Source organism: Dietzia sp. Die43 (genome assembly GCF_024519835.1).
In the GTDB taxonomy this organism is placed as follows: Bacteria; Actinomycetota; Actinomycetes; order Mycobacteriales; family Mycobacteriaceae; genus Dietzia; species Dietzia kunjamensis.
Genome location: NZ_JALJRF010000004.1, coordinates 49,572 through 69,331, shown reverse-complemented (window position 1 = coordinate 69,331; position 19,760 = coordinate 49,572). Strand labels below are relative to the sequence as shown.

Below are 19,760 nucleotides of genomic sequence, written 5' to 3'. Positions count from 1 at the left end.
GCACCACACACTGGCACCCATGACCGCGCACCTGTCGCCCCATCTCAAGCAGGCCACGCCCGTCGTGGTGGACCACGCCCTCGGCTCGTGGATCCACGGCACCGACGGCCGCGACTACCTGGACTTCACGACCGGCATCGGCGTGACCAGCACCGGCCACTGCCACCCCGACGTGGTCGCCGCGGCTCGCGAGCAGTGCGGGAAGATCATCCACGCGCAGTACACGACCGTCATGCACCAGCCGCTGTTGGAGCTCACCGAGAAGCTGGGCGAGCACCTGCCCGAGGGGATCGACTCGGTCTTCTACGCCAACTCCGGATCCGAGGCGGTCGAGGCCGCGGTCCGGCTGTCCCGCATGGCCACCGGCCGGCCCAACATCGTCACCGTCCAGGGCGGCTTCCACGGCCGCACCGTCGCCGCCGCCAGCCTCACCACCGCGGGCACCCGCTTCTCCGCCGGGTTCTCCCCGCTCATGGGCGGCGTGGTGATGACCCCGTTCCCGCACGCCCTGCGCCACGGGTGGACGGAGGACGACGCGATCGACTTCGCGCTGGCCGAGCTCGACTACCTCATGGCCACCCGGGTCGACGCCCGCGAGATCGCGGCCTTCCTCATCGAACCCGTGCTGGGCGACGGCGGGTACATGGCCACTCCCCCGCGCTACCTGGAGGGACTGCGCGAGCGCGCCGACCGGATCGGCGCGCTGCTGGTGCTCGACGAGGTCCAGGCCGGCATCGGGCGCACCGGCCGGTTCTGGGGGCACCAGCACACCGACGGGCTCGTGCCGGACATCATCATCACCGCCAAGGGCATCGCCTCGGGCTTCCCCATCTCCGCGATCGCCGCACCCTCCGCCCTCATGGCCAAGGCCTGGCCGGGGTCGCAGGGCGGGACCTACGGCGGAAACGCGGTCGCCGCGGCGGCCGGGGTCGCCACCCTCGGCGTCGTCGAGCGCGAAGGCCTGGTGGACAACGCCGCCGCCCGCGGGACCCAGCTTCTCGACGGGCTCCGGCGTACCCTCGGCGACGTGGGCGAGATCTGCGACATCCGCGGGACCGGGCTCATGCTGGGCGTCGAGTTCGGCGACGCAGGCGCGCCCGCCGGCAGCTCCGGTGCGCTCGAGGCCGCCCGCCTGGCCGCGGCGGTGCAGCAGGCGTGCATCGACGAGGACCTGCTCACCCTGACCTGCGGCCCGACCGGTTCGGTCGTGCGCCTCATCCCCGCGCTGGTGGTGACCGCCGACGAGGTGGACGCCGGTGTCGAGCGCTTCACCCGCGCCGTGCACCGGGTGTGCGACGGGGCGGCGTGACCTCCCACGTCGCACCGGACGCCCCCGGGCGGGCGCTCGTCGGCGCGCTCGTGGACGCGGGTCTGGCGCCCGAGTCGGACCCCCGCCGGATCGCCGAGTACTCCTACGACGCCTCGAACTACCGGGTCGTGCCCGCCGCCGTGCTGTTCCCGCGGTCGGAGAGCGAGGTCGCCGCCGCCCTGGCCGTGTGTCACCGGCTAGGGGTTCCCGCGACCGCCCGTGGCGGCGGCACGTCGATGGCCGGGAACGCGATCGGCACCGGCCTGGTCCTGGACCTGTCCCGGCACATGAACCGGGTCCTCGAGGTGGACGAGGCGGCGGGGACCGTCGCCGCCGAGGCCGGCACCGTGCTCACGGCCCTGCGCGCGGCCGTCCACGCCGCCACGGGCGACCGCCTGACCTTCGCCCCGGACCCCTCGAGCCAGTCCCGCGCCTGCCTGGGCGGCGCGATCGGCAACGACGCGTGCGGCAACCACTCCGTGCGCCACGGCCGGACCGCCGACCACGTCGAGGCGCTGCGGATCGTCACCGCCGACGGACTGCGCCTCACCGCCACCCGCAGCGGCGTCGAGGCCACCGATCCGGCCGACGCGCCCGCCGCCGCCCGCGCCGAGCACCTCACCACACGGTTGCGGGACCTGACCGCCGACCACCTGGCCGCCATCCGCACCGAACTCGGCCGCCTCCCCCGCCAGGTGTCCGGCTACCACCTGCGTCACCTGCTGCCCGAGGAGGGCTTCGACGTGGCGCGGTCCCTCGTGGGCTCCGAGGGCACGTGCGCGATCGTCACCGCCGCGACCGTGCGGGCCGTCCCCCGTTCCGCGCGCACCGGGCTGGCGGTCGTGGGGTACGCCGACGTGGTGGACGCTGCGCGGGACGTGCCAGCCATCCTGCGACACCGCCCCACAGCCGTAGAGGGTATCGACGAGGTGATCGTCGCGACGATGCGGCAGCGCCGCGGCGCCGACTCGGTCGCCGAGCTGCCGCGCGGCCACGCGTGGCTGTTCGTGGAACTCGATGACGACGGGAGTGACGACGACGGGGGCGACGACGACGGGGGTGACGACGACGAGGCCGGCGCCGGCGGTCGTGGGCTCGACGCCCGGGTGGCCGAACTGGCCGACGAGCTGACGCGGGACGGCCACGCTCTCGAGGTCCTCGTCGTGGCCGATCCCGTGGCCCGCGCGGACCTGTGGCGCGTGCGTGAGGACGGCGCCGGGCTGAGCTCGAGACTGACCGATCCGGCGACGGGCGCGACCATCGAGTCCTGGCCCGGCTGGGAGGACTCCGCCGTCGCCCCCGAGCGGCTGGCCGACTACCTCGCCGACTTCCGGGACCTACTGGCCCGGCACGAGCTCACGGGCGTCATGTACGGGCACTTCGGGGCGGGCTGCATGCACATCCGGATCAGTTTCGACCTGCGCTCGGACGCGGGCAGGTCCGTCATGCGCGCGTTCTGCACCGACGCCGCCCACCTCGTCGTGCGGCACGGCGGGTCGCTGTCCGGGGAGCACGGCGACGGCCGTGCCCGCTCCGAGCTGCTGCCGGTGATGTACTCCCCCGAGATGCTGGACGCCTTCGCGCGCTTCGCCGGCGTCTGGGACCCGGCGGGGATCCTCGCCCCCGGCGGGCTGACCGCCACCCGACCGCTCGACGCCGACCTGGCGCTGGCCGGGGTGGGCCGACGCGACCTGGGCCTGCTCACCTCGCCGGACGGCGCCCACCCGGTCCAGGCCTGCATCGGCGTGGGCCGCTGTCGCACCACCTCCGGCGGTGTGATGTGCCCGTCCTTCCGGGCCACCGGGGACGAGAAGGACTCCACCCGCGGTCGGGCCCGCGTCCTGCAGGAGGTGGTCCGCGGCACCCTGCCGATCGACGACCCGGCCGTCGAGGAGTCGCTCGAACTGTGCCTCGCGTGCAAGGCGTGCTCCTCGGATTGCCCGACCGGCGTCGACATGGCCACCTTCAAGTCCGAGGCCCTGCACCACCGCTACACGCGTCGAGTGCGACCGACGGCCCACTACTCCCTTGGCCTGCTCCCGCTGTGGCTCCGCGGGACCGTCCGCGCGGCCGGGCCGATCAACGCCCTGCTGGGAACCCGCGCCGGCCGCGCCGCGGCGCGGATCGGGGGTCTGAGCACCGAGCGCACCCTGCCCCGCTTCGCGTCCGCCCGGCAGCTGCGCGACGAGCTCGCCCGGGTCCCGGAGAGCGTGTGGACCGTCCGCGAACCGGCACCGGGGCGCACCTCCGCGGAGGTCGTGCTGTTCCTCGACTCGTTCACCCGCGGACTGCGCCCCGCGGTCGCCGGCGCCGCCGCCCGCGTGCTGGGTGGCACGCACACCTCCGTCGCCTGCACAGCCGACCAGTGCTGCGGGTTGACCCACGTCACCACCGGCCGGCTCGACGCCGCACGCCGCACCATGACCTCGACCGCGCGCCGCCTCGACGCGATCCGCGGGCCGGGCGGGGAGGAGGTCCCCGTCGTCGTCGTCGAACCCTCCTGCGCCGCCACCCTCCGCGAGGACCTCCCCCGCCTGCTGGCCGACTCCCCCCACGCGGACGCCGCCCGCCGCGTGGCCGCCCGTGTCCGCTCCTCCGCCGACCACCTCGGCTGGCTCGCCGCCGAGGGCCGCGCCCCCGCGTGGCCCGGCGGCGCGCCCCCGGACCGCGTCACCGTCCAGACCCACTGTCACGAGTACGCGACCTTCGGCAACCGCGTCCAACGCGCCACGCTCACCGCCCTCGGCGTGGGCTCGGTCCGCGAGGCGACCGGCTGCTGCGGCGTCGCCGGCGACTTCGGCTTCACCGCCGGCCACGAGACCGTCACCGCGGCCGTCGCCGAACTAGCCCTCGCCCCCGCCCTGCGCGCCGACACCGACGCCCCCGTCCTCACCGACGGGTTCTCGTGCGCCACCCAGGTCGACCACCTCGGCGCCGGCGACCCCACCACGGGACCAGGCCGCACCGGCCGTCACCTGTTCGAACTGCTCGACCCCGACCCCCGTCCCGACCCCAGCCCCGCACCCACCAGGAGGCCCACATGACCCGCTCCGCAGCCGACATCATCAGTGCCCTCGGGACCGGCATCCACGTCGACGGGGCCTGGCACGACGCCGCCTCCGGCGCGACGTTCGACGTGGTCAACCCCGCGACCGGTGAAGCGATCGCGACCATCGCCGACGGTGGGGCCGGTGATGCCACCGCCGCGATCGAGGCCGCCGGTCGCGCCCAGCCGTCGTGGGCGGCGATCCCCGCCCGCGAGCGGGCCGAGATCCTGCGCCGGGCCTACGAGCTGATCGTCGAGCGCGCCGACGAGCTGGCGCTGCTCATGACCACCGAGATGGGCAAGCCACTGGCCGAGGCGAAGGGCGAGGTGACCTACGGCGCCGAGTTCTTCCGCTGGTTCTCCGAAGAGGCCTGCCGCATCCGCGGCGACGCCCGCCGTTCCCCCGACGGCAAGACCCGGCTCATGGTCACCCACGAGCCCGTGGGACCGTGCATCCTCATCACCCCGTGGAACTTCCCCCTGGCCATGGCCACCCGCAAGATCGGACCCGCCATCGCCGCCGGCTGCACCATGGTCTTCAAGCCCGCCAACCTCACGCCGCTGACCTCGCTCTACGTGGTGGACCTCCTGCGCGAGGCGGGTCTGCCCGACGGCGTCCTCAACGTGGTGTGCACGACCGACGCCGGGGGCGTGGTGGAGCCGTGGATCGACTCCGGCATCGCCCGCAAGCTGTCCTTCACCGGATCCACGCCCGTCGGCCGCATGCTCCTCGAGCAGTGCGCGCGCGGGGTGCTGCGCACCTCCATGGAGCTCGGCGGCAACGCGCCGTTCGTGGTCTGCGAGGACGCGGACATGTACACCGCCGTCGCCGCGGCGATGGCCGCCAAGATGCGCAACATGGGCGAGGCCTGCACGTCCGCCAACCGGATCCTCGTGCACCGCTCGGTGCTGGACGAGTTCGGTCGTCGCCTGACCGAGAAGATGTCCGACCTGACCGTGGGCGACGGCACGACCGACGGCACCGACGTGGGCCCCCTGGTCGAGGAAAAGGCCGTCACCAAGGTCGTGGACCTGGTCGACGACGCCGTCGAGCGCGGGGCCGAGGTGCTGACCGGCGGCTCGCGCCTCGAGGGGCCCGGCTACTTCTACCCGCCCACCGTGCTCACCGGTGTCACCCCGGACGCCGAACTGATGTCGACCGAGATCTTCGGCCCCGTCGCCGCCCTCGTGCCGTTCGACACCGACGACGAGGCCGTGGCACTGGCCAACGACACCGAGTTCGGCCTGGTCTCGTACGTGATGACCGAGAACCTCGACCGCGCCATGACCATGTCGGAGCGGCTCCAGGCCGGCATGGTCGGCATCAACGTCGGCGTGGTGTCCAACCCGGCCGCCCCGTTCGGCGGCATCAAGCAGTCCGGGCTGGGGCGCGAGGGCGGGCTCAGCGGGATCGAGGAGTTCGTCGAGACCAAGTTGGTCGCGATCCCCGTGCGCTGAGCCGATTCACACTGAGCCGACCCGCGCCGGGCCGGCCCTCCTGCTCCCCTAGCCGGTGCGGACGCGGCCGGCCCGGCGGTGACGCTCGGCCTCGGTCATCCCGCCCCAGACGCCGTACAACTCACGCTGGGCCATCGCGTGCTGACGGCACGCGTCGATGACGGGACACTGCCCGCAGAGCTTCTTGGCGGCGGCCTCCTTGCGGCGCCGCGTCGACTTGGCCTCGTCCTCCGAGTTGTAGAACAGGTCCGGGATCTCGCGGCACATCCCGGAGTCGGCCCACGCCCACCGATCGTCGAGTCTGGTCATCGCGGTCTGCATCATGGTTCCCCTCGCCGTCCGGTCCAGCTTCCGATGTCCCGGGGGGATTCGGCACACCCCCAGGGGTGGGATGGGTCACAACTGCTAATGTTCCTTCATGAAGGTCCGGGTCTCGGTGGTCAACGACTACTCGCTGGTCGTCGCCGGCGTGGAAGCCCTGTTGGGCCCGTATGCCGACCGGGTACAGGTGGTGCCGACCCATCACGCGACCGACGTGGCCACGCCGGTCGACGTCGCGTTGTTCGACACCTTCGGCTCCGGCCCCGGGTGGCAGCAGCGGTGCGCCGAAATGGCCCGTGACCCGCAGATCGGCGCGGTGGCGGTCTACTCGTTCATCACCGATCCGCGGGCCGTCGACGAGGCGCTGGCGGCCGGGGCCCGGGGTTTTCTCGCCAAGTCCCTGATCGGGGACGAGCTGGTCAGCGGTATCGAACGCATCGCTGCCGGTGAGCGGGTCACGGTGATCGACCGGGAGGACTCCGGGCCGGCCGCGCCGTGGCCCACCGGAGGTGTGGGCCTGACCCCTCGGGAGGCGGAGATGCTCGCACTCATCACCCAGGGCCGGTCGAACGAGGAGATCACCGCGGCCTGCTACCTGTCGATCAACACCGTGAAGTCCTACATCCGGGACGCCTACCGCAAGATCGGGGTGACGACCCGGCCGCAGGCCGTGGCGTGGGCACTGCGCAACGGCCTCGGGTCGAGCCACTGACCGCCGTGCCCTGACCGCCCTCCCCTGAGCTACGCGCCCTCGCTGACCCTGGCCAGCCCGTCCCGCATGTGGTCGACGAGCAACGAACGGGCCCGGAGCCGGTCACCGGAGCGCACCGCGTCCGCGATCGCCCGGTGCTCCGCGAGCCTGGACGCGGAGTCGGTATAGGTGCTGCGCATCGCGTGGAGGCACATGCTCGTCTCCACCACCACGGTCTCGTGCACCCGCGACAACCGCGGGCTCCGCGCGGCCTCCACCAGCGCGTGGTGGAAGTCCAGATCCGCCGCCACCATGGCCGCGGACCGGGGTTCGTCGGCCAGCGCCGCCATCGCGTCGACGGCCGCGTCGAGGGCGTCGGCCGTGGCCTCCCCCAGACCCAGTTCGAGCACCCGCTCCAGAGCGCCGGTCTCGATGGTCGTCCGCAGCAGGTACATGTCCTCGACGGCGTCGGGCGTCAGGTCGGCGACGAACAGTCCGCGATTGCGGTGCGAGACGAGCAACCCCTCCTGGGTGAGCCGCTGCATCGCCTCGCGCAGCGGGCCGCGACTCACGCCGAGCGAGCGTGCGAGAGCGGCCTCGCCGAGCTGCGTCCCGGGGGCCAGGGAGCCGTCCGCGATGCCCCTCCGGAGAGCGCGTGCGATGAGGGACGGCGTCGACTCCTGGACGACGGGTTCCAGTCCCGCGGTCGAGTCGATCACGGCCGACCGTCCCCCGGACGCCCCGCCGCGTGGACCCGCGGGGTGGGCACGACCTGACCGAGCGCGGCTTCGAGTGCGGCACCGACCCGGACCACCAGTCGGTCCTCGAACCGCGCACCCACCACCTGCAGCCCCACCGGGAGGCCCGCGTCGGTCGTCCCGCAGGGGACGCTCAGCGCCGGCTGCTGGGTCATGTTGAACGGATAGGTGTACGGCGTCCACGACGTCCAGTCGGGACTGTCCCAGCCCGGCGGCACGTCCGATCCCACGGCGAAGGCGGCGATCGGCGTGGTGGGCGTGATGAGGATGTCGTGGGCTTGGTGGAAGTCGGCCATCCGCGCGCCCAGGGCCATCCGCACCGCCACGGCGTCGAGATAGTCGGCGGCGGAGTAGTCGTGGTACCGCCCCAGCGCCTCGCGCATCGACGGGTCGACGTGGTCGACGGCGCCCGGCCCGTGGGGCGCGAGGACCGCGGCGAGTCCGGCGAACCACAGGACGTGGAACGCGTCGACCGGATCGGTGATCCCGGGGTCGACAGTCTCGACCCGCGCCCCCAGCGATTCCAGCACGGCGACCGCGCGTCCGACCTCCCGCTCGACCTCCGGGTCGGTGGTACCGAAACCGAGGTCGGGGCTGTACGCGACGCGCAGGCCCTCGAGTGGGCGGTCCCCGCGCGAGCCGTCGACGGCCGCGGCGAGGTACCCGCCCGGACCGGGGGTCGTCGCGCGCGCCGGCACCGCCGACCAGTCGCGGGGGTCCGGACGCAGGAGGGTGTCCATGAACGCCGCCGTGTCGGCGACCGTGCGGGTCATCGGCCCGGCGTGCGCGAGCGTGCCGAACGGGCTGGACGGGAACATGGGGATCACGCCGTAGGTGGGCTTGAGCGCCACGATCCCGCAGAACGCGGCGGGGATGCGCACCGACCCGCCGCCGTCGGTGCCCAGCGCGAGCTGGCCGAGCCCGGCGGCGACCGCGGCCGCCGCCCCGCCGCTGGATCCGCCCGGGGTGAGGCCCGGGTCGTGCGGATTACGGGTGATCCCGGTGAGCGTGTTGTCCGTGACCCCCTTCCACGCGAACTCCGGGGTGGTGGTCTTGCCGATCACCACGCACCCGGCCTCGCCGACCGCCGACGTGACGGGGGCGTCGTCGGGCCACGAGGCGGGATCGGACGCACCGGGCTTGTCGGCCAGGAGGCGGGAACCCCGGAGCGTCGGGACGCCGCGGGTGTAGAAGATGTCCTTGATCGTGGTGGGGACGCCGTCGAGCGGGCTGAGCGGTTCACCTCGGCGGTACCGCTCCTCGGACGACCGCGCGGCCGTCAGCGTCGCGTCACGGTCGACGTGACAGAAGGCGTTGATCTCGCCGTCGACCCGATAGATCGCGGTGAGCACCTCCTCGGCGGCATCAACCGGGGAGAGTTCGCCCCGGCGGTAGCCGTCGGCCAGTTCGAGGGCCGTGTGCGACAGGGTCATCGGCGCGCCTTCCATGGAACCGTCTGATTGTCGACAATCCTACAGGCGACCGGGGCACGGTCAAGCGTCTCGCCACACGGCGCGGGTCACCGTTCGAGGACGGCCTTGAGGAACGTGCGTGTCCGGTCCTGCTTGGGATCGGTGAAGATGGCCTCGGGGGTGCCCTCCTCCACGATCTTGCCCTGATCGAACACCAGCACGCGGTCGGCCACGTCGCGGGCGAACCCCATCTCGTGGGTCACGATGAGCATCGTGATGTCGGTGGACTCGGCGATCATCCGCAACACGCCGAGCACGTCGGCGACCAGCTCGGGATCGAGAGCCGAGGTGACCTCGTCGAGGAGCAGGATATCGGGATCCATCGCCAGCGCCCGGGCGATGGCGACCCGCTGCTGCTGCCCGCCCGACAGCGTGGTCGGGTGGGCGTTCTCCTTGTCCGCGAGACCGACCGTGTCGAGGAGCTCACGTGCCCGCTCCACCGCCTCCCCCTTGGACCGCCCCAGGACGTGGATCTGCGCCTCGGTGATGTTCTCGAGCACCGTCATGTTGGGGAACAGGTTGAACTGCTGGAACACCATCCCGATCTTCGAGCGGACGGCGCGCAGGTGCTTCTGGGAGGCCTTGACCAGCGTGTCGCCCTTGAACTGGTGGGTCAGGGGTTCGCCCTCCACCCAGATCACGCCGTCGTTCGCCTCCTCGAGGGTCATCAGCAGGCGCAGGATCGTCGTCTTGCCCGACCCGCTGGGGCCGATCAGCGCGACCCGCTCGCCCCGCTGCACGGTGAAGTCGAGGTGGTCCAGGACCACGTGGTCGCCGAACTGCTTGACCACCTTCTCGAACACCACCATCGGCGACTCGCCGCCTGTCGGCGTGCTCGGCCGCGTCGGCGTGCTGGGGTCAGTAGACAAGGGACTTCTCCAGTCTGCGGATGAGGATCGAGGTCGGGTAGCTCGCGAGCAGGAAGATCACCCCGGCGAGGGTGATGGGCTCGAGGTACTGGAAGTTGCGGGCGCCGTACTGCTGCGCGGCGGTCACCATCTCCACCACCGTGATCGCGAACAGGAACGGGGTGTCCTTGAACAGGGAGATCGCGTAGTTGCCGAGCGCGGGGACCGTGTTGCGGATCGCCTGGGGCAGGACGACGGCGCGCCACGTGCGCCCCGCGGGGAGTGACAGCGCCCGGGCGGCCTCCCACTGCCCGGTCGGGACCGCGTCGATTCCCGCGCGGTACACCTCCGCCATATAGGTCGCGTAGTGCACGCCGATCACGGCGATGCCGATCTGCAGCGCGGTGAACTGCGGGAGCAGGAAGTACGCGAACAACAGTTGGACGACGAGCGGGGTCAGGCGGATGAACTCGGTGACCAGGCGCAGGGGCACGGTGATCACGGCGGGCGCGGCGCGACGCACCATCGCGACGAGCAGTCCCAGCACCGCGGCGATGAGGAAGCCGACGACGGTGGCCAGAAGAGTGATCCGGAACCCCTCCAGCAGGATCGGGATGCTCTCGATGGCGCGTTCCCAGCTCCAGTCGACGCTCATCGGCCCACCCCCACTGCCTCGTTGACCCGTTCGGGTCGCAGGCTGAGCACCTCACGGAGCGACGGCCCCGCCCCCAGTCGTGATTTCGCCCGGACCTCGAGGAGATTCATGAACAGGGTGAGGACGTACGCGATGACGAAGTAGAGGATCAGCCCGACACCGAAGGCGAACACCGTATCGCCGGTCACCCGGCGCAACTCCCCGATGTGGAAGGTCAGGTCCTGCAGCAGGATGAAGCTGGCCAGGGCACTCCCCTTGAGGAGCTGGACCAGGAGGTTGTTCAGCGGCGGGATCATCTGCACCCACGCCTGCGGGAAGACGACCTTGGACATGCGATGCCAGGGCGAGAAGTTCAGGGCGACCGCGGCCTCCTTCTGCGGGGTCGGGACGGCGGCCAGCGAACCACGGACCACCTCGGCGGCGTACGCGCCGTAGTTGAGTCCCAGCGCCAGGATTCCGCAGAAGAGCGGATCGAGTTCGTAGCCGAGCAGCGGCAGCACGAAGAACAGCCAGAACAGCTGCACCAGCAACGAGGTGCCCCGGAAGAACTCGACGATCGTCCTCGACACCCCGCGGATCACCATGAGGCGGGACCCGGCCGCCACGCCGAGGACCAGCGCCATGGCGAAGCCCAGCGCCGCACCGCCCAGTGTCAGATAGATGGTGGTGACGATGCCTTCCTGGAAGCGGGGCCACGCCTCCAGGAAGGCCTCGATGTTACTTTCCACGGTCGTTCGTCACCGGACTCCGTGCACCGTCACTCGCCGGCGCAGAGGTCGGCGGTCGTCAGCGCGGGGTCGGGGAGTTCCGCCTCGGTGAACCCGAACTCGCCGACGATGGAGAGGTACTTCTCCGGATCGGAGGTGATCTTGGCCAGTTCCTCGTTGTAGGCGTCGAGGAGCTCCTGGTCGTCAGTGCGGAACACGGTACCGCCCGCGCCGACCTGCGGCTCGCCGTTGATCTCCGCGACGAACGACTCGGTCACCTCGACGGGGGCGTCGGGGTTGTTGTTCTTCATCCAGTTCAGCGAGATGCCGGTCAGGGCGAAGACGTCGGCGCGCCCGGAGGTGACCGCGTCCATCCCGTCCTGGGGGGTGGCGACCTGCATGCTCTCGATACCCAGCTCGGAGGCGTAGTCGGACTCGATCGCGCCCGTCATCGTCGCGAGCCGCGCACCGCTCTCGGCGACGGACTGCATGTCCGCGAGGTTCATCGGGTTGCCCTCCTCGACCATGAGGGCGGTGGTGTAGTTGAACTCGGGCTCGCTGAACGCGGCCTGCTCGCAGCGCTCCGGGAGGATCGACATGCCCGCGCTGACCACGTCGAAGCGGTTGGCCTGGAGACCGGGGATGAGGGCACCGAAGTCCGCGTTCACGCCCTCGACGGTGTCGATGCCCAGATTCCCGAAGATCTCGCGGTGGAGGGCGACGGTGGCGCCGGTCAGCTCGCCGTTCTCCTGGAATGAGTAGGGCGCCTCGCCGGCGAAGCCGACCGTCACGCTGCCGCGGTCCTGCAGGGTCTCCAGCAGGCTCGAGTCGTCGTCGGAATTGGTCGATGTACAGCCCGTGAGCCCCAGGCCGATCACCGCGGCGGCGGCGATCACGCTCATCGAACGACGGCGTACGGATGTCCTCAACACTGATGGTGCCATGGTCTTCTCACCTTCCGGTCGCGGTCGGACACTGGGCGCACCCGGTGCCCGATCCTCTGCGCTCACCGGTACGTCCTTCCGACGCCCGACTTCAGCCTTTGAGTCTCCTGAACGTAACACGCGTCACATGGCGTGCCGGGCGCTTTCGCGGTGCCGGGGTCCGGGCGGCGCGCCTATCCTGACGTCCATGACCACCGCCGAGACCCTGGACGAGGCGCTGCGCCGCGCCGCCGACGCCCCCACCCTCGTGGTGGCGTGCGACTACGACGGCACCCTCGCCCCGTTCGTCGACGACCCCACGAAGGCCGTGCCCGCCCCCGGTGCAGCCGACGCGCTGGCGAGACTGGCGGGACTGCCCCGGACGACCGTCGCCCTCCTGTCCGGCCGCAACCGCGCGGCCCTGGCGGAGGTGAGCGGCGCCGACGCCCCGGTGGTCCTGGTGGGCAGCCACGGATCGGAGTGGGAGGGTGGTTTCGACTCCCCCCTCGACGACGACGAGGTGGCGCTGCTGTCCCGGGTGCGGTCCGCCCTCGAGGAGATCGTCTCCCGTACCCCCGGGGCGCACGTCGAGTCCAAGCCGACGGCCGCCGTCCTGCACGTCCGCCCGGTGGCCGACCCCGCCGAGCGCGACCGCGCGCAGTCCGAGGCGATGGCGGGGCCCGCCGCGTTCGACGGGGTGTTCGTCACCGAGGGCAAGAACGTCGTGGAGATCGCCGTGCGGGAGGCGAGCAAGGGCGCGGCCATCGAGACGATGGTCGAGCAGACCGGAGCGGGGGTGGCGCTGTTCATCGGCGACGACGTCACCGATGAGCGCGGCTTCGCGCGCCTGCGACCGCAGGATGTCGGCGTCAAGGTCGGCGAGGGCGAGACGGCGGCCGCGCACCGCGTCGCGGACATCCCCGCCGTCGTGGAGCTGCTCGACACCCTCGCCGATCTGCGGGGCTGACACCCCCGGATGTACACACTCGCCGTGTCGCGGATCTACACTTAACGACAACGGTTCCCATTACTACGAGAGTGGTCCACGTGATGTCGTCCTCCTCACCCGCCCGCACCTCCCCCGCCCGCACGCCCCGCGCGCTGGCCCTCGCCGCGGCTGCCCTCCTGGGCGGGGGCGTGCTCACCGCCTGCGGCACCGACGGCGACGCCGGCACGGGCGACGACGGGCCCACCGTGGTCGCCTCGACGACCGTCTACGCGGACATCGCCGAGCAGGTCGCCGGCGACAACGCCTCGGTGGAGTCGGTGATCTCCGACCCGGCCGCCGACCCGCACTCCTACGAGGCAAGCCCTGCCGATGCCGCCGCGGTCGCGGGCGCCGACCTGGTCGTCTACAACGGCGCCGGCTACGACGCCTTCGTCGACATGGCGCTGGACAACGCCGGGGACGTCCCTGTCGTACGGGGGGTCGACGAGTTCGAGCGGGTCACCGGTGCGGCCGTGGACGGGCTGAACCACGCGGAGGAGGACCACGCGGACCATGCCCACGAGGCCGCCGGCAACGAGCACGTGTGGTTCAGCCTGCCCACCGCCGCCGCCGTAGCCGAGCGTGTGGCCGAGGAACTCGCCGCGATCGACTCCGGCAACGCCGAGCAGTACCGCGACAACGCCCGCGCCTTCGCCGACGCCCTGACCCCGCTCGAGGCGCGGCTCGACGAGATCCACGACCGCGGCCACTTCCCCTACGCCCAGACCGAGCGGGTCGGCGCGCACTTGTTCGAGGCCGCGCATCTGACCGACCTGACGCCGCGCGGGTTCCTCGCCTCCGTCGAGGACGACACCGACCCGTCCGCCGCAGACCTCGCCGCCATGCTGGACCTGCTGGCCGAGCGACGGGTCGCGTTCCTGGCCTTCAACACCCAGACCGAGACCTCCGTGACCGCCCGCGTCCGCGACGCGGCCGAGGACGCCGACCTCGCCGTCGTCGACCTCACCGAGACCCTCCCCGAGGGCGCCGACTACATCGGCTGGATGACGGGGATCGTCGACGGCGTCTCCGGCGCACTGGCCGACGCGACCCCGGTGGGCGACGGTGGCCACTGAACCGGCGGGGGGTCACGTCCGCGGCGCCCCCGGTCCCGGCCCGATCGTCTCGCTGCGGGGCGTGACGGTCTCCCGCGGCGGCCGCACCCTCATCCGCGACCTCGACCTGGAGATCGCCCCCGGCGAGTTCGTCGCCGTGCTCGGACCCAACGGTGCCGGCAAGTCCACCCTGCTCAAGGTGCTGCTCGGCGAACACCGGCCCGACTCCGGCACCGTCCTCGTCGACGGCCGCGCCCCCGGCGACCGCGGCACCCACCTCGGGTACGTGCCACAACAGCGCGCCTTCGACCCCGGCATCACCCTGCGCGGACGCGACCTCGTGTCCCTGGGCATCGACGGCACGCGCTGGGGCCCCGGCTGGCCGTCACGTCGCGCCGGGAAACGCGACATCGTCGACGACGCCCTCGAGAGGCTCGAGGCCGGAAACCTCGCCGACAAGCCCCTGGGCCGGATGTCCGGCGGCGAGCAACAACGCGTGCGGGTCGCCCAGGCCATCGCGTGCGACCCGTGCGTCATGCTCTGTGACGAACCGCTGCTCAGCCTCGACCTCACCGGTCAACGCACCGTCGCCTCCGTACTCGACCACCGACGCCGCGAGCACGACACCGCGGTCGTGTTCGTCACCCACGAGATCAACCCGGTGCTGCCGATGGTCGACCGGATCGTCTACCTGGTCGACGGGCGGCACCGCATCGGCACCCCGGACGAGGTCTTCACCACCGAGGTCATGTCCGAGCTGTACTCCTCCCCCGTCGAGGTCCTGCGCGTGCGCGGACAGATCGTCGTGGTGGGCGACACCCAGCACCTCGTCGCCGAACCCTGGTCGAGCGGGCACCACCACCACGAGGACGCCGCAGGCGGCCACGACCACGGACACGGAGCGCACTGATGGACCGACTGCTCGAGATCCTCGGGTCCATCGCCGACACCGAGACCACCGCGTACCTGCTGGAGCAGGACTTCGTGCTCTTCGGCCTCGCCGCGATCGCGCTGCTCGGCCTGCTCTCCGGGGCGATCGGGCCGTTCATCGTGATGCGGCAGATGTCGTTCTCCGTGCACGGCGCCAGCGAGCTCGCCCTCACCGGCGCCGCCGCCGCGCTGTTGTTCGGGCTCAACCTGGGCCTCGGTGCGATCGTGGGGTCGGTGATCGCCGCCCTCATGTTCGGCCTCATGGGCTCGCGTGCCTCCCAGCGCGACAGTTCCATCGGCGTCGTGCTGGCGTTCGGACTCGGCCTGGCCGTGTTGTTCATCCATCTCTACCCCGGCCGCTCGGGGACGAGCTTCTCCCTGCTCACCGGGCAGATCGTGGGAGTATCCGAGCACGGGCTGGTGCAGATGGCGGTGGTCGCGGCCATCATCGTGGGCGCGCTGATCGTGCTGTACCGGCCACTGGTGTTCTCGTCGGCCGACCCCGAGGTCGCCGAGGCGCGGGGCGTCCCGGTGCGGGCCATCAACATGGTCTTCGCCGTGCTCGTGGGACTGGCCGCCGCGCAGGCCGTGCAGGTCGTCGGCGCACTGTTGGTCCTGTCCCTGCTCATCACGCCGGCCGCCGCCGCAGCCGCTGTCACCTCCAGCCCGTTGCGGGCGATCGGGCTGACGATCCTGTTCGCCGAGATCGCGGCCGTCGGGGGGATGCTGCTCTCCCTCGCGCCGGGCGTGCCGGTCTCGGTGTTCGTCACCACGATCTCGTTCGTCATCTACCTCGCGTGCCGCGGTGTCGCGGCGGTGCGGCGATGAACGCGGGCGCCGGGGCGGGCGGTGCTGAGCCGGACGGTGCCGGGCCGGACGGTGCCGGGCCGGACGGTGCCGGGCCGGACGGTGCTGCCGTGGCGCCCGACGATGCCACCGAACTCGAGGCCATCCGGGCCGACTACCCAACCCTGACCTGGGACTCCGCCGAGCGGATCGACGAGGGCTGGGACCACGTCGTGATGATCTGCCGCGGGTGCTCCGGGGCGGATGCGCACGGCCACCGCGACCTGGTGTTCCGGTTCCCCGCCGACGACCAGGCCCTCGCGCAGCTGCCGACCGAGATCGCGGTCCTCGACCACCTGGCGGGACGCGTCGACGCCGCCCTCCCCCACTACTCCCACGTACCCGCGCACGGCCGCTTCGCCGGGTACCCGCTGGTGCGCGGGCAGCGCCTCACCCCGGAGCTGTTCGACAGCCTGCCCGCCACCGCGAGGACGACGCTCGCCGCCCAACTCGGCGCGCTGCTGGCCGCGCTGCACATCCAGGACACCTCGGCGCCCCCGATCGACCGGGTGCCCCACTCCTACCAGCCGGAGAACCTGGACTTCGTCCGCGGGATCGTGGACAACAACCTGCCGGCGGTGTTCACCGACGCCGAGATGGCCACGGCCCGGGAGATCTGCGACGAGGTCGGGGCGCTGCAGTCCACCCTGCTACCGCGGGTGCTGCTGCACAACGACGTCTACGTCCGACACCTGTACTGGGACCGCGGGCAGGCGGCCGGCGGGGCCGGCGGGGTCAGTGGGCCCGGGAGGCTCGGCCTCATCGACTTCACCGACATGTGCCTGGGCGACCCGGCCGTCGACTTCGCCGAGCTGTACGAATACGGCCCGCGCTTCGTCGAGGACGTGCTGGCCCACTACACCGGCCGGGCCGACGAGACCTTCCTCGACCGGGCGTGGACCTACCAGCGATTCGCTGCGCTCTACATGATCGCCGGCCACCTGTACTACGGGGTGGAGTCCTGGGAGCACGCCCGGTCGGCGTTCGACCGGTGCCGCTCCCCGCGCCGGCCGCGGGCCTGACACCCTCCGCGGGACAGCCCCTGCGCCCGATCTGCGCCCGACCTGCGCCCGCATCCACAGCCGCTCCCGCGCCTGGCGTCTCGCTCACGCGCCTGCTCGGCCAGCCCACAGCCGCTCGTCGGCATGGCGTCTCGCGCGCGCACCGGGGCAGGCCAGACGCCATGCCAACGAGCGAACGTTCAGGCGTGCGTGCGAGACGCCAGGCGCGGTAGCGGATGCCGCGGACCAGCGGGCTGGCGGGCCGGGCCCGCGGACCAGCGCGCTGGCCGGCCGGCGGGCCGGCGGGCCGGGCGCCAGTCCCGGCGGGTCAGCGCTTGACGCGCCGCTGGCGGGCGAACTCCGAGAGCACGACGCCCGCCGCCACCGAGGCGTTGAGGCTCTCGACCTCGGACGCGATCGGGATGGACAGGATCGAGTCGCAGTTCTCGCGGACGAGGCGGGACAGGCCCTTGCCCTCGGAGCCCACGACGATGACCGTGGGGCCGGTGCCGTCGTAGTCGTCCAGCGAGACGTCGCCCCCGGCGTCCAGGCCGACGAGCTGCGCGCCCTGCTTGGCCCAGTCGAGCAGCGTCCGGTTGAGGTTGGTCGCCTTGGCCACGGGTAGGCGGGCCGCGGCGCCGGCCGAGGTGCGCCAGGCCACCGCGGTGATGGACGCGCTGCGCCGCTCGGGGATCAGCACGCCGTGCCCACCGAAGGCCGCGACCGAGCGGATGACGGCACCGAGGTTGCGCGTGTCGGTGATGTTGTCCAGTGCCACCAGCAGGGCCGGCTTCGAGGAGTGCATGGCGCTCTGGATGAGGTCGTCCGGGTCGGCGTACTCGTAGGGTGGTACCTGGAGACCGATCCCCTGGTGCATGCCGTTGGAGGTCATCCGGTCGAGATCGTGGCGGGGCACCTCGAGGATCGAGATCCCCTTGTCCGCGGCGAACCGCACGGCCTCGGTGAGCCGCTCGTCGTTGTCGGCCCCCACGGCCACGAACAGTGCCGTCGCCGGGACTCCGGCGCGCAGGCACTCCACGACCGGGTTGCGGCCCACCACGAGTTCGGGCCCGTCGGCCTTCTTCTGGGCGTACTGGCGGCGCTGCTGGGCACCGTCCGACTTCCGCGAGGCGGCCTTGGCCTTGCGGTGCGCCGGGTGGTAGGTCCGGTCCTCGGCCTTGGGGGTGGCGCCGCGCGCCTCGAGCCCGCGACGGCGCTGGCCGCCGGAGCCGACGACCTGTCCCTTCTTGGTGCCGGATTTGCGGATCGCTCCGCGCCGGCTCGAATTGCCCGCCATGTCAGTCCTTCCGGTTGGCGAGCGACCACTTCTGGCCGTCCGCGGTGTCGGCCACCTCGATACCCGCCGCGACCAGTCGGTCACGGATGGCGTCGGCGGTGGCGAAGTCCTTGTTCGCCCGCGCGTCGGCGCGGGCCTCGAGTTCCGCGCGCACGAGGAGATCGAGCGCTGTCATCGCGGCGTCCTCCGCACCCGCGGTGGAGGTCCACTGCGGGTCCAGCGGGTCGACGCCCAGCACCGCGGCCATCGCCCGGACGGCCTCTGCCGTAGCGATAGCCACCGCGTCATACCCCTTATCAAGTGCGCTGTTGCCACTAGATACCGCGCCGTGAATAGCCGCCAGAGCCTCGGGAACGTTTAGATCCCGATCCATCGCGGAGATGAAGGCGGACTTGTCCCAGTTGTCATCAGACAACTCGGCGATTCCGAGTCTCGTTGCGCTTCCGTCCAGCTTCTCTAATACGACGCGCTGAATGAACCGCTCGATCCGGCGGTAGGCCGCGGCCGCCTCCTGCAGTGCCTCGGGAGAGTATTCCAGCATCGACCGGTAATGCGCACTTCCGAGGTAGTAGCGCAGTTCCACGGGGCGGACGGCGGTGAGGATGTTGGGCACGCTGAGCACGTTGCCCAGTGACTTGCTCATCTTCTCGCCGGCCATCGTCACCCAGCCGTTGTGCAGCCAGAAGCGGGCGAACCCGTCGCCGGCGGCGTGGGACTGGGCCGCCTCGTTCTCGTGGTGCGGGAACTGCAGGTCCAGCCCACCGCCGTGGATGTCGAAGGTGTGACCGAGGTACCAGGTGGCCATGGCCGAGCACTCGAGGTGCCACCCGGGCCTGCCGTCGCCCCACGGGGTGGGCCAGGCGGGCTCGCCGGGCTTGGCGGCCTTCCACAGGGCGAAGTCCCGCGTGTCGCGCTTACCGCGCAGGTCGGCGGACTCGCCCTGGTCGACCTCGTCGAGTCGGTGTCCGGACAGGTGCCCGTAGTCGCCCTCGGGCGCGGCCGACCAGGCGGCGACGTCGAAGTAGACGCTGCCCTCGGCCGGGTACGCGAAACCCCGCTCGATGAGCCTCTCCATGTAGTCGATCATCTGGGTCACGTGCCCGGTCGCGCGTGGCTCGGTGGACGGCGGCAGCACGCCGAGCGCGTCGTAGGCGCGGGTGAACTCGCGCTCGTGGGTGGCCGCCCATTCCCACCACGGGCGCCCGTTCTCGGCGGCCTTGGTGAGGATCTTGTCGTCGATGTCGGTGACGTTGCGCACGAACGCCACGTCGTAGCCGTTGGCGAGCAGCCAGCGGCGAAGGATGTCGAACGCGACGCCGGAGCGGACGTGGCCGATGTGCGGGACCGACTGGGGGGTGGCTCCACAGAGGTAGACGGACGCGTGCCCTTCCCGGACGGGGGTGAACTCCCTCAGGGAGCGGGCGGCGGTGTCGTACAGATGGAGCGTCACGGGTG

General features: G+C 72.0%; 18 protein-coding genes. 9 read left to right on the top strand and 9 right to left on the bottom strand.

What is annotated here, in order from left to right; translation table 11 throughout:
- Positions 1 to 19: 19 nt before the first annotated feature.
- Genes NR111_RS04340 through NR111_RS04330 form a run of 3 tightly spaced genes read left to right on the top strand, consistent with a single transcriptional unit; the run spans position 20 to position 5,813 of the window.
- Positions 20 to 1,309 (top strand): aspartate aminotransferase family protein, encoded by a 1,290-nt coding sequence (locus NR111_RS04340; protein WP_256820033.1) that lies wholly within the window; start codon positions 20 to 22, stop codon positions 1,307 to 1,309.
- A complete protein-coding gene (locus NR111_RS04335) occupies positions 1,306 to 4,353 on the top strand; it encodes an FAD-binding and (Fe-S)-binding domain-containing protein (protein WP_256820032.1) in 3,048 nt (1,015 codons plus the stop codon). Before NR111_RS04340 ends, NR111_RS04335 begins: the two co-directional genes overlap by 4 nt.
- Positions 4,350 to 5,813: an NAD-dependent succinate-semialdehyde dehydrogenase gene (locus NR111_RS04330; protein WP_256820031.1), complete on the top strand. Its 1,464-nt coding sequence runs from the start codon at positions 4,350 to 4,352 to the stop codon at positions 5,811 to 5,813. Before NR111_RS04335 ends, NR111_RS04330 begins: the two co-directional genes overlap by 4 nt.
- 48 nt (positions 5,814 to 5,861) lie before the next feature.
- On the opposite strand, the gene NR111_RS04325 is transcribed toward NR111_RS04330, so the two are convergent.
- Positions 5,862 to 6,134, bottom strand: a complete 273-nt coding sequence (locus NR111_RS04325; protein WP_167507195.1) for a WhiB family transcriptional regulator — start codon at positions 6,132 to 6,134, stop codon at positions 5,862 to 5,864.
- 97 nt (positions 6,135 to 6,231) lie between these two features.
- On the opposite strand from NR111_RS04325, the gene NR111_RS04320 reads away from it, so the two are divergent.
- Positions 6,232 to 6,846 (top strand): response regulator transcription factor, encoded by a 615-nt coding sequence (locus NR111_RS04320; protein ID WP_206473798.1) that lies wholly within the window; start codon positions 6,232 to 6,234, stop codon positions 6,844 to 6,846.
- A 29-nt stretch (positions 6,847 to 6,875) separates the two neighbouring features.
- On the opposite strand, the gene NR111_RS04315 is transcribed toward NR111_RS04320, so the two are convergent.
- From NR111_RS04315 to ehuB, 6 genes are all read right to left on the bottom strand, one after another.
- Positions 6,876 to 7,544 carry a GntR family transcriptional regulator gene (locus NR111_RS04315; protein WP_256820030.1) on the bottom strand — a complete coding sequence of 223 codons (669 nt, stop codon included), beginning with the start codon at positions 7,542 to 7,544 and terminating at the stop codon, positions 6,876 to 6,878.
- Complete coding sequence (locus NR111_RS04310) at positions 7,541 to 9,016, bottom strand: amidase (protein WP_256820029.1); 1,476 nt, start codon at positions 9,014 to 9,016, stop codon at positions 7,541 to 7,543. The genes NR111_RS04315 and NR111_RS04310 overlap by 4 nt, the downstream gene beginning before the upstream one ends.
- An 86-nt stretch (positions 9,017 to 9,102) precedes the next feature.
- Positions 9,103 to 9,864: an ectoine/hydroxyectoine ABC transporter ATP-binding protein EhuA gene (gene ehuA, locus NR111_RS04305; RefSeq protein WP_256820137.1), complete on the bottom strand. Its 762-nt coding sequence runs from the start codon at positions 9,862 to 9,864 to the stop codon at positions 9,103 to 9,105.
- Positions 9,865 to 9,913: 49 nt separating this feature from the next.
- The gene (gene ehuD / locus NR111_RS04300; RefSeq protein ID WP_182633759.1) at positions 9,914 to 10,558 is read right to left on the bottom strand and encodes an ectoine/hydroxyectoine ABC transporter permease subunit EhuD; all 645 of its coding nucleotides are present in this window, start codon (positions 10,556 to 10,558) and stop codon (positions 9,914 to 9,916) included.
- Entirely contained in the window at positions 10,555 to 11,286 is a 732-nt protein-coding gene (gene ehuC / locus NR111_RS04295) for an ectoine/hydroxyectoine ABC transporter permease subunit EhuC (protein WP_067711660.1), read from the bottom strand. Before ehuC ends, ehuD begins: the two co-directional genes overlap by 4 nt.
- A gap of 29 nt (positions 11,287 to 11,315) precedes the next feature.
- Positions 11,316 to 12,167 (bottom strand): ectoine/hydroxyectoine ABC transporter substrate-binding protein EhuB, encoded by an 852-nt coding sequence (ehuB, locus tag NR111_RS04290; RefSeq protein WP_256820026.1) that lies wholly within the window; start codon positions 12,165 to 12,167, stop codon positions 11,316 to 11,318.
- Between the two features lie 229 nt (positions 12,168 to 12,396).
- On the opposite strand from ehuB, the gene otsB reads away from it, so the two are divergent.
- The 5 genes from otsB (at position 12,397) to NR111_RS04265 (ending at position 17,029) form a co-directional block, all read left to right on the top strand.
- The gene (gene otsB, locus NR111_RS04285; protein WP_206473795.1) at positions 12,397 to 13,155 is read left to right on the top strand and encodes a trehalose-phosphatase; all 759 of its coding nucleotides are present in this window, start codon (positions 12,397 to 12,399) and stop codon (positions 13,153 to 13,155) included.
- An 83-nt stretch (positions 13,156 to 13,238) separates the two neighbouring features.
- Positions 13,239 to 14,252: a metal ABC transporter solute-binding protein, Zn/Mn family gene (locus NR111_RS04280; protein WP_256820023.1), complete on the top strand. Its 1,014-nt coding sequence runs from the start codon at positions 13,239 to 13,241 to the stop codon at positions 14,250 to 14,252.
- On the top strand, positions 14,242 to 15,141 hold the full coding sequence (locus tag NR111_RS04275; RefSeq protein ID WP_374210684.1) for a metal ABC transporter ATP-binding protein: 900 nt from the start codon (positions 14,242 to 14,244) through the stop codon (positions 15,139 to 15,141). Before NR111_RS04280 ends, NR111_RS04275 begins: the two co-directional genes overlap by 11 nt.
- Positions 15,141 to 15,989 (top strand): metal ABC transporter permease, encoded by an 849-nt coding sequence (locus NR111_RS04270; RefSeq protein ID WP_120284652.1) that lies wholly within the window; start codon positions 15,141 to 15,143, stop codon positions 15,987 to 15,989. The genes NR111_RS04275 and NR111_RS04270 overlap by 1 nt, the downstream gene beginning before the upstream one ends.
- Positions 15,986 to 17,029: an aminoglycoside phosphotransferase family protein gene (locus tag NR111_RS04265; protein WP_256820022.1), complete on the top strand. Its 1,044-nt coding sequence runs from the start codon at positions 15,986 to 15,988 to the stop codon at positions 17,027 to 17,029. The genes NR111_RS04270 and NR111_RS04265 overlap by 4 nt, the downstream gene beginning before the upstream one ends.
- Positions 17,030 to 17,336: 307 nt before the next feature.
- Here NR111_RS04265 and rlmB read toward each other — a convergent pair whose 3' ends face one another.
- Together rlmB and cysS are read right to left on the bottom strand one after the other, a co-directional pair.
- Entirely contained in the window at positions 17,337 to 18,305 is a 969-nt protein-coding gene (gene rlmB, locus NR111_RS04260) for a 23S rRNA (guanosine(2251)-2'-O)-methyltransferase RlmB (protein ID WP_069390413.1), read from the bottom strand.
- Between the two features lies 1 nt (position 18,306).
- Positions 18,307 to 19,755: a cysteine--tRNA ligase gene (gene cysS / locus NR111_RS04255; protein WP_256820021.1), complete on the bottom strand. Its 1,449-nt coding sequence runs from the start codon at positions 19,753 to 19,755 to the stop codon at positions 18,307 to 18,309.
- Positions 19,756 to 19,760: the final 5 nt, after the last annotated feature.

Coding starts and splice junctions, on each gene's coding strand:
- NR111_RS04340 (WP_256820033.1), top strand. CDS start 20: ATGACCGCGCACCTGTCGCCCCATCTCAAGCAGGCCACGCCCGTCGTG.
- NR111_RS04330 (WP_256820031.1), top strand. CDS start 4,350: ATGACCCGCTCCGCAGCCGACATCATCAGTGCCCTCGGGACCGGCATC.
- NR111_RS04325 (WP_167507195.1), bottom strand. CDS start 6,134: ATGCAGACCGCGATGACCAGACTCGACGATCGGTGGGCGTGGGCCGAC.
- NR111_RS04320 (WP_206473798.1), top strand. CDS start 6,232: ATGAAGGTCCGGGTCTCGGTGGTCAACGACTACTCGCTGGTCGTCGCC.
- NR111_RS04310 (WP_256820029.1), bottom strand. CDS start 9,016: ATGACCCTGTCGCACACGGCCCTCGAACTGGCCGACGGCTACCGCCGG.
- ehuA (WP_256820137.1), bottom strand. CDS start 9,864: ATGGTGGTGTTCGAGAAGGTGGTCAAGCAGTTCGGCGACCACGTGGTC.
- ehuD (WP_182633759.1), bottom strand. CDS start 10,558: ATGAGCGTCGACTGGAGCTGGGAACGCGCCATCGAGAGCATCCCGATC.
- ehuB (WP_256820026.1), bottom strand. CDS start 12,167: ATGAGCGTGATCGCCGCCGCCGCGGTGATCGGCCTGGGGCTCACGGGC.
- otsB (WP_206473795.1), top strand. CDS start 12,397: ATGACCACCGCCGAGACCCTGGACGAGGCGCTGCGCCGCGCCGCCGAC.
- NR111_RS04280 (WP_256820023.1), top strand. CDS start 13,239: ATGTCGTCCTCCTCACCCGCCCGCACCTCCCCCGCCCGCACGCCCCGC.
- NR111_RS04270 (WP_120284652.1), top strand. CDS start 15,141: ATGGACCGACTGCTCGAGATCCTCGGGTCCATCGCCGACACCGAGACC.
- NR111_RS04265 (WP_256820022.1), top strand. CDS start 15,986: ATGAACGCGGGCGCCGGGGCGGGCGGTGCTGAGCCGGACGGTGCCGGG.
- rlmB (WP_069390413.1), bottom strand. CDS start 18,305: ATGGCGGGCAATTCGAGCCGGCGCGGAGCGATCCGCAAATCCGGCACC.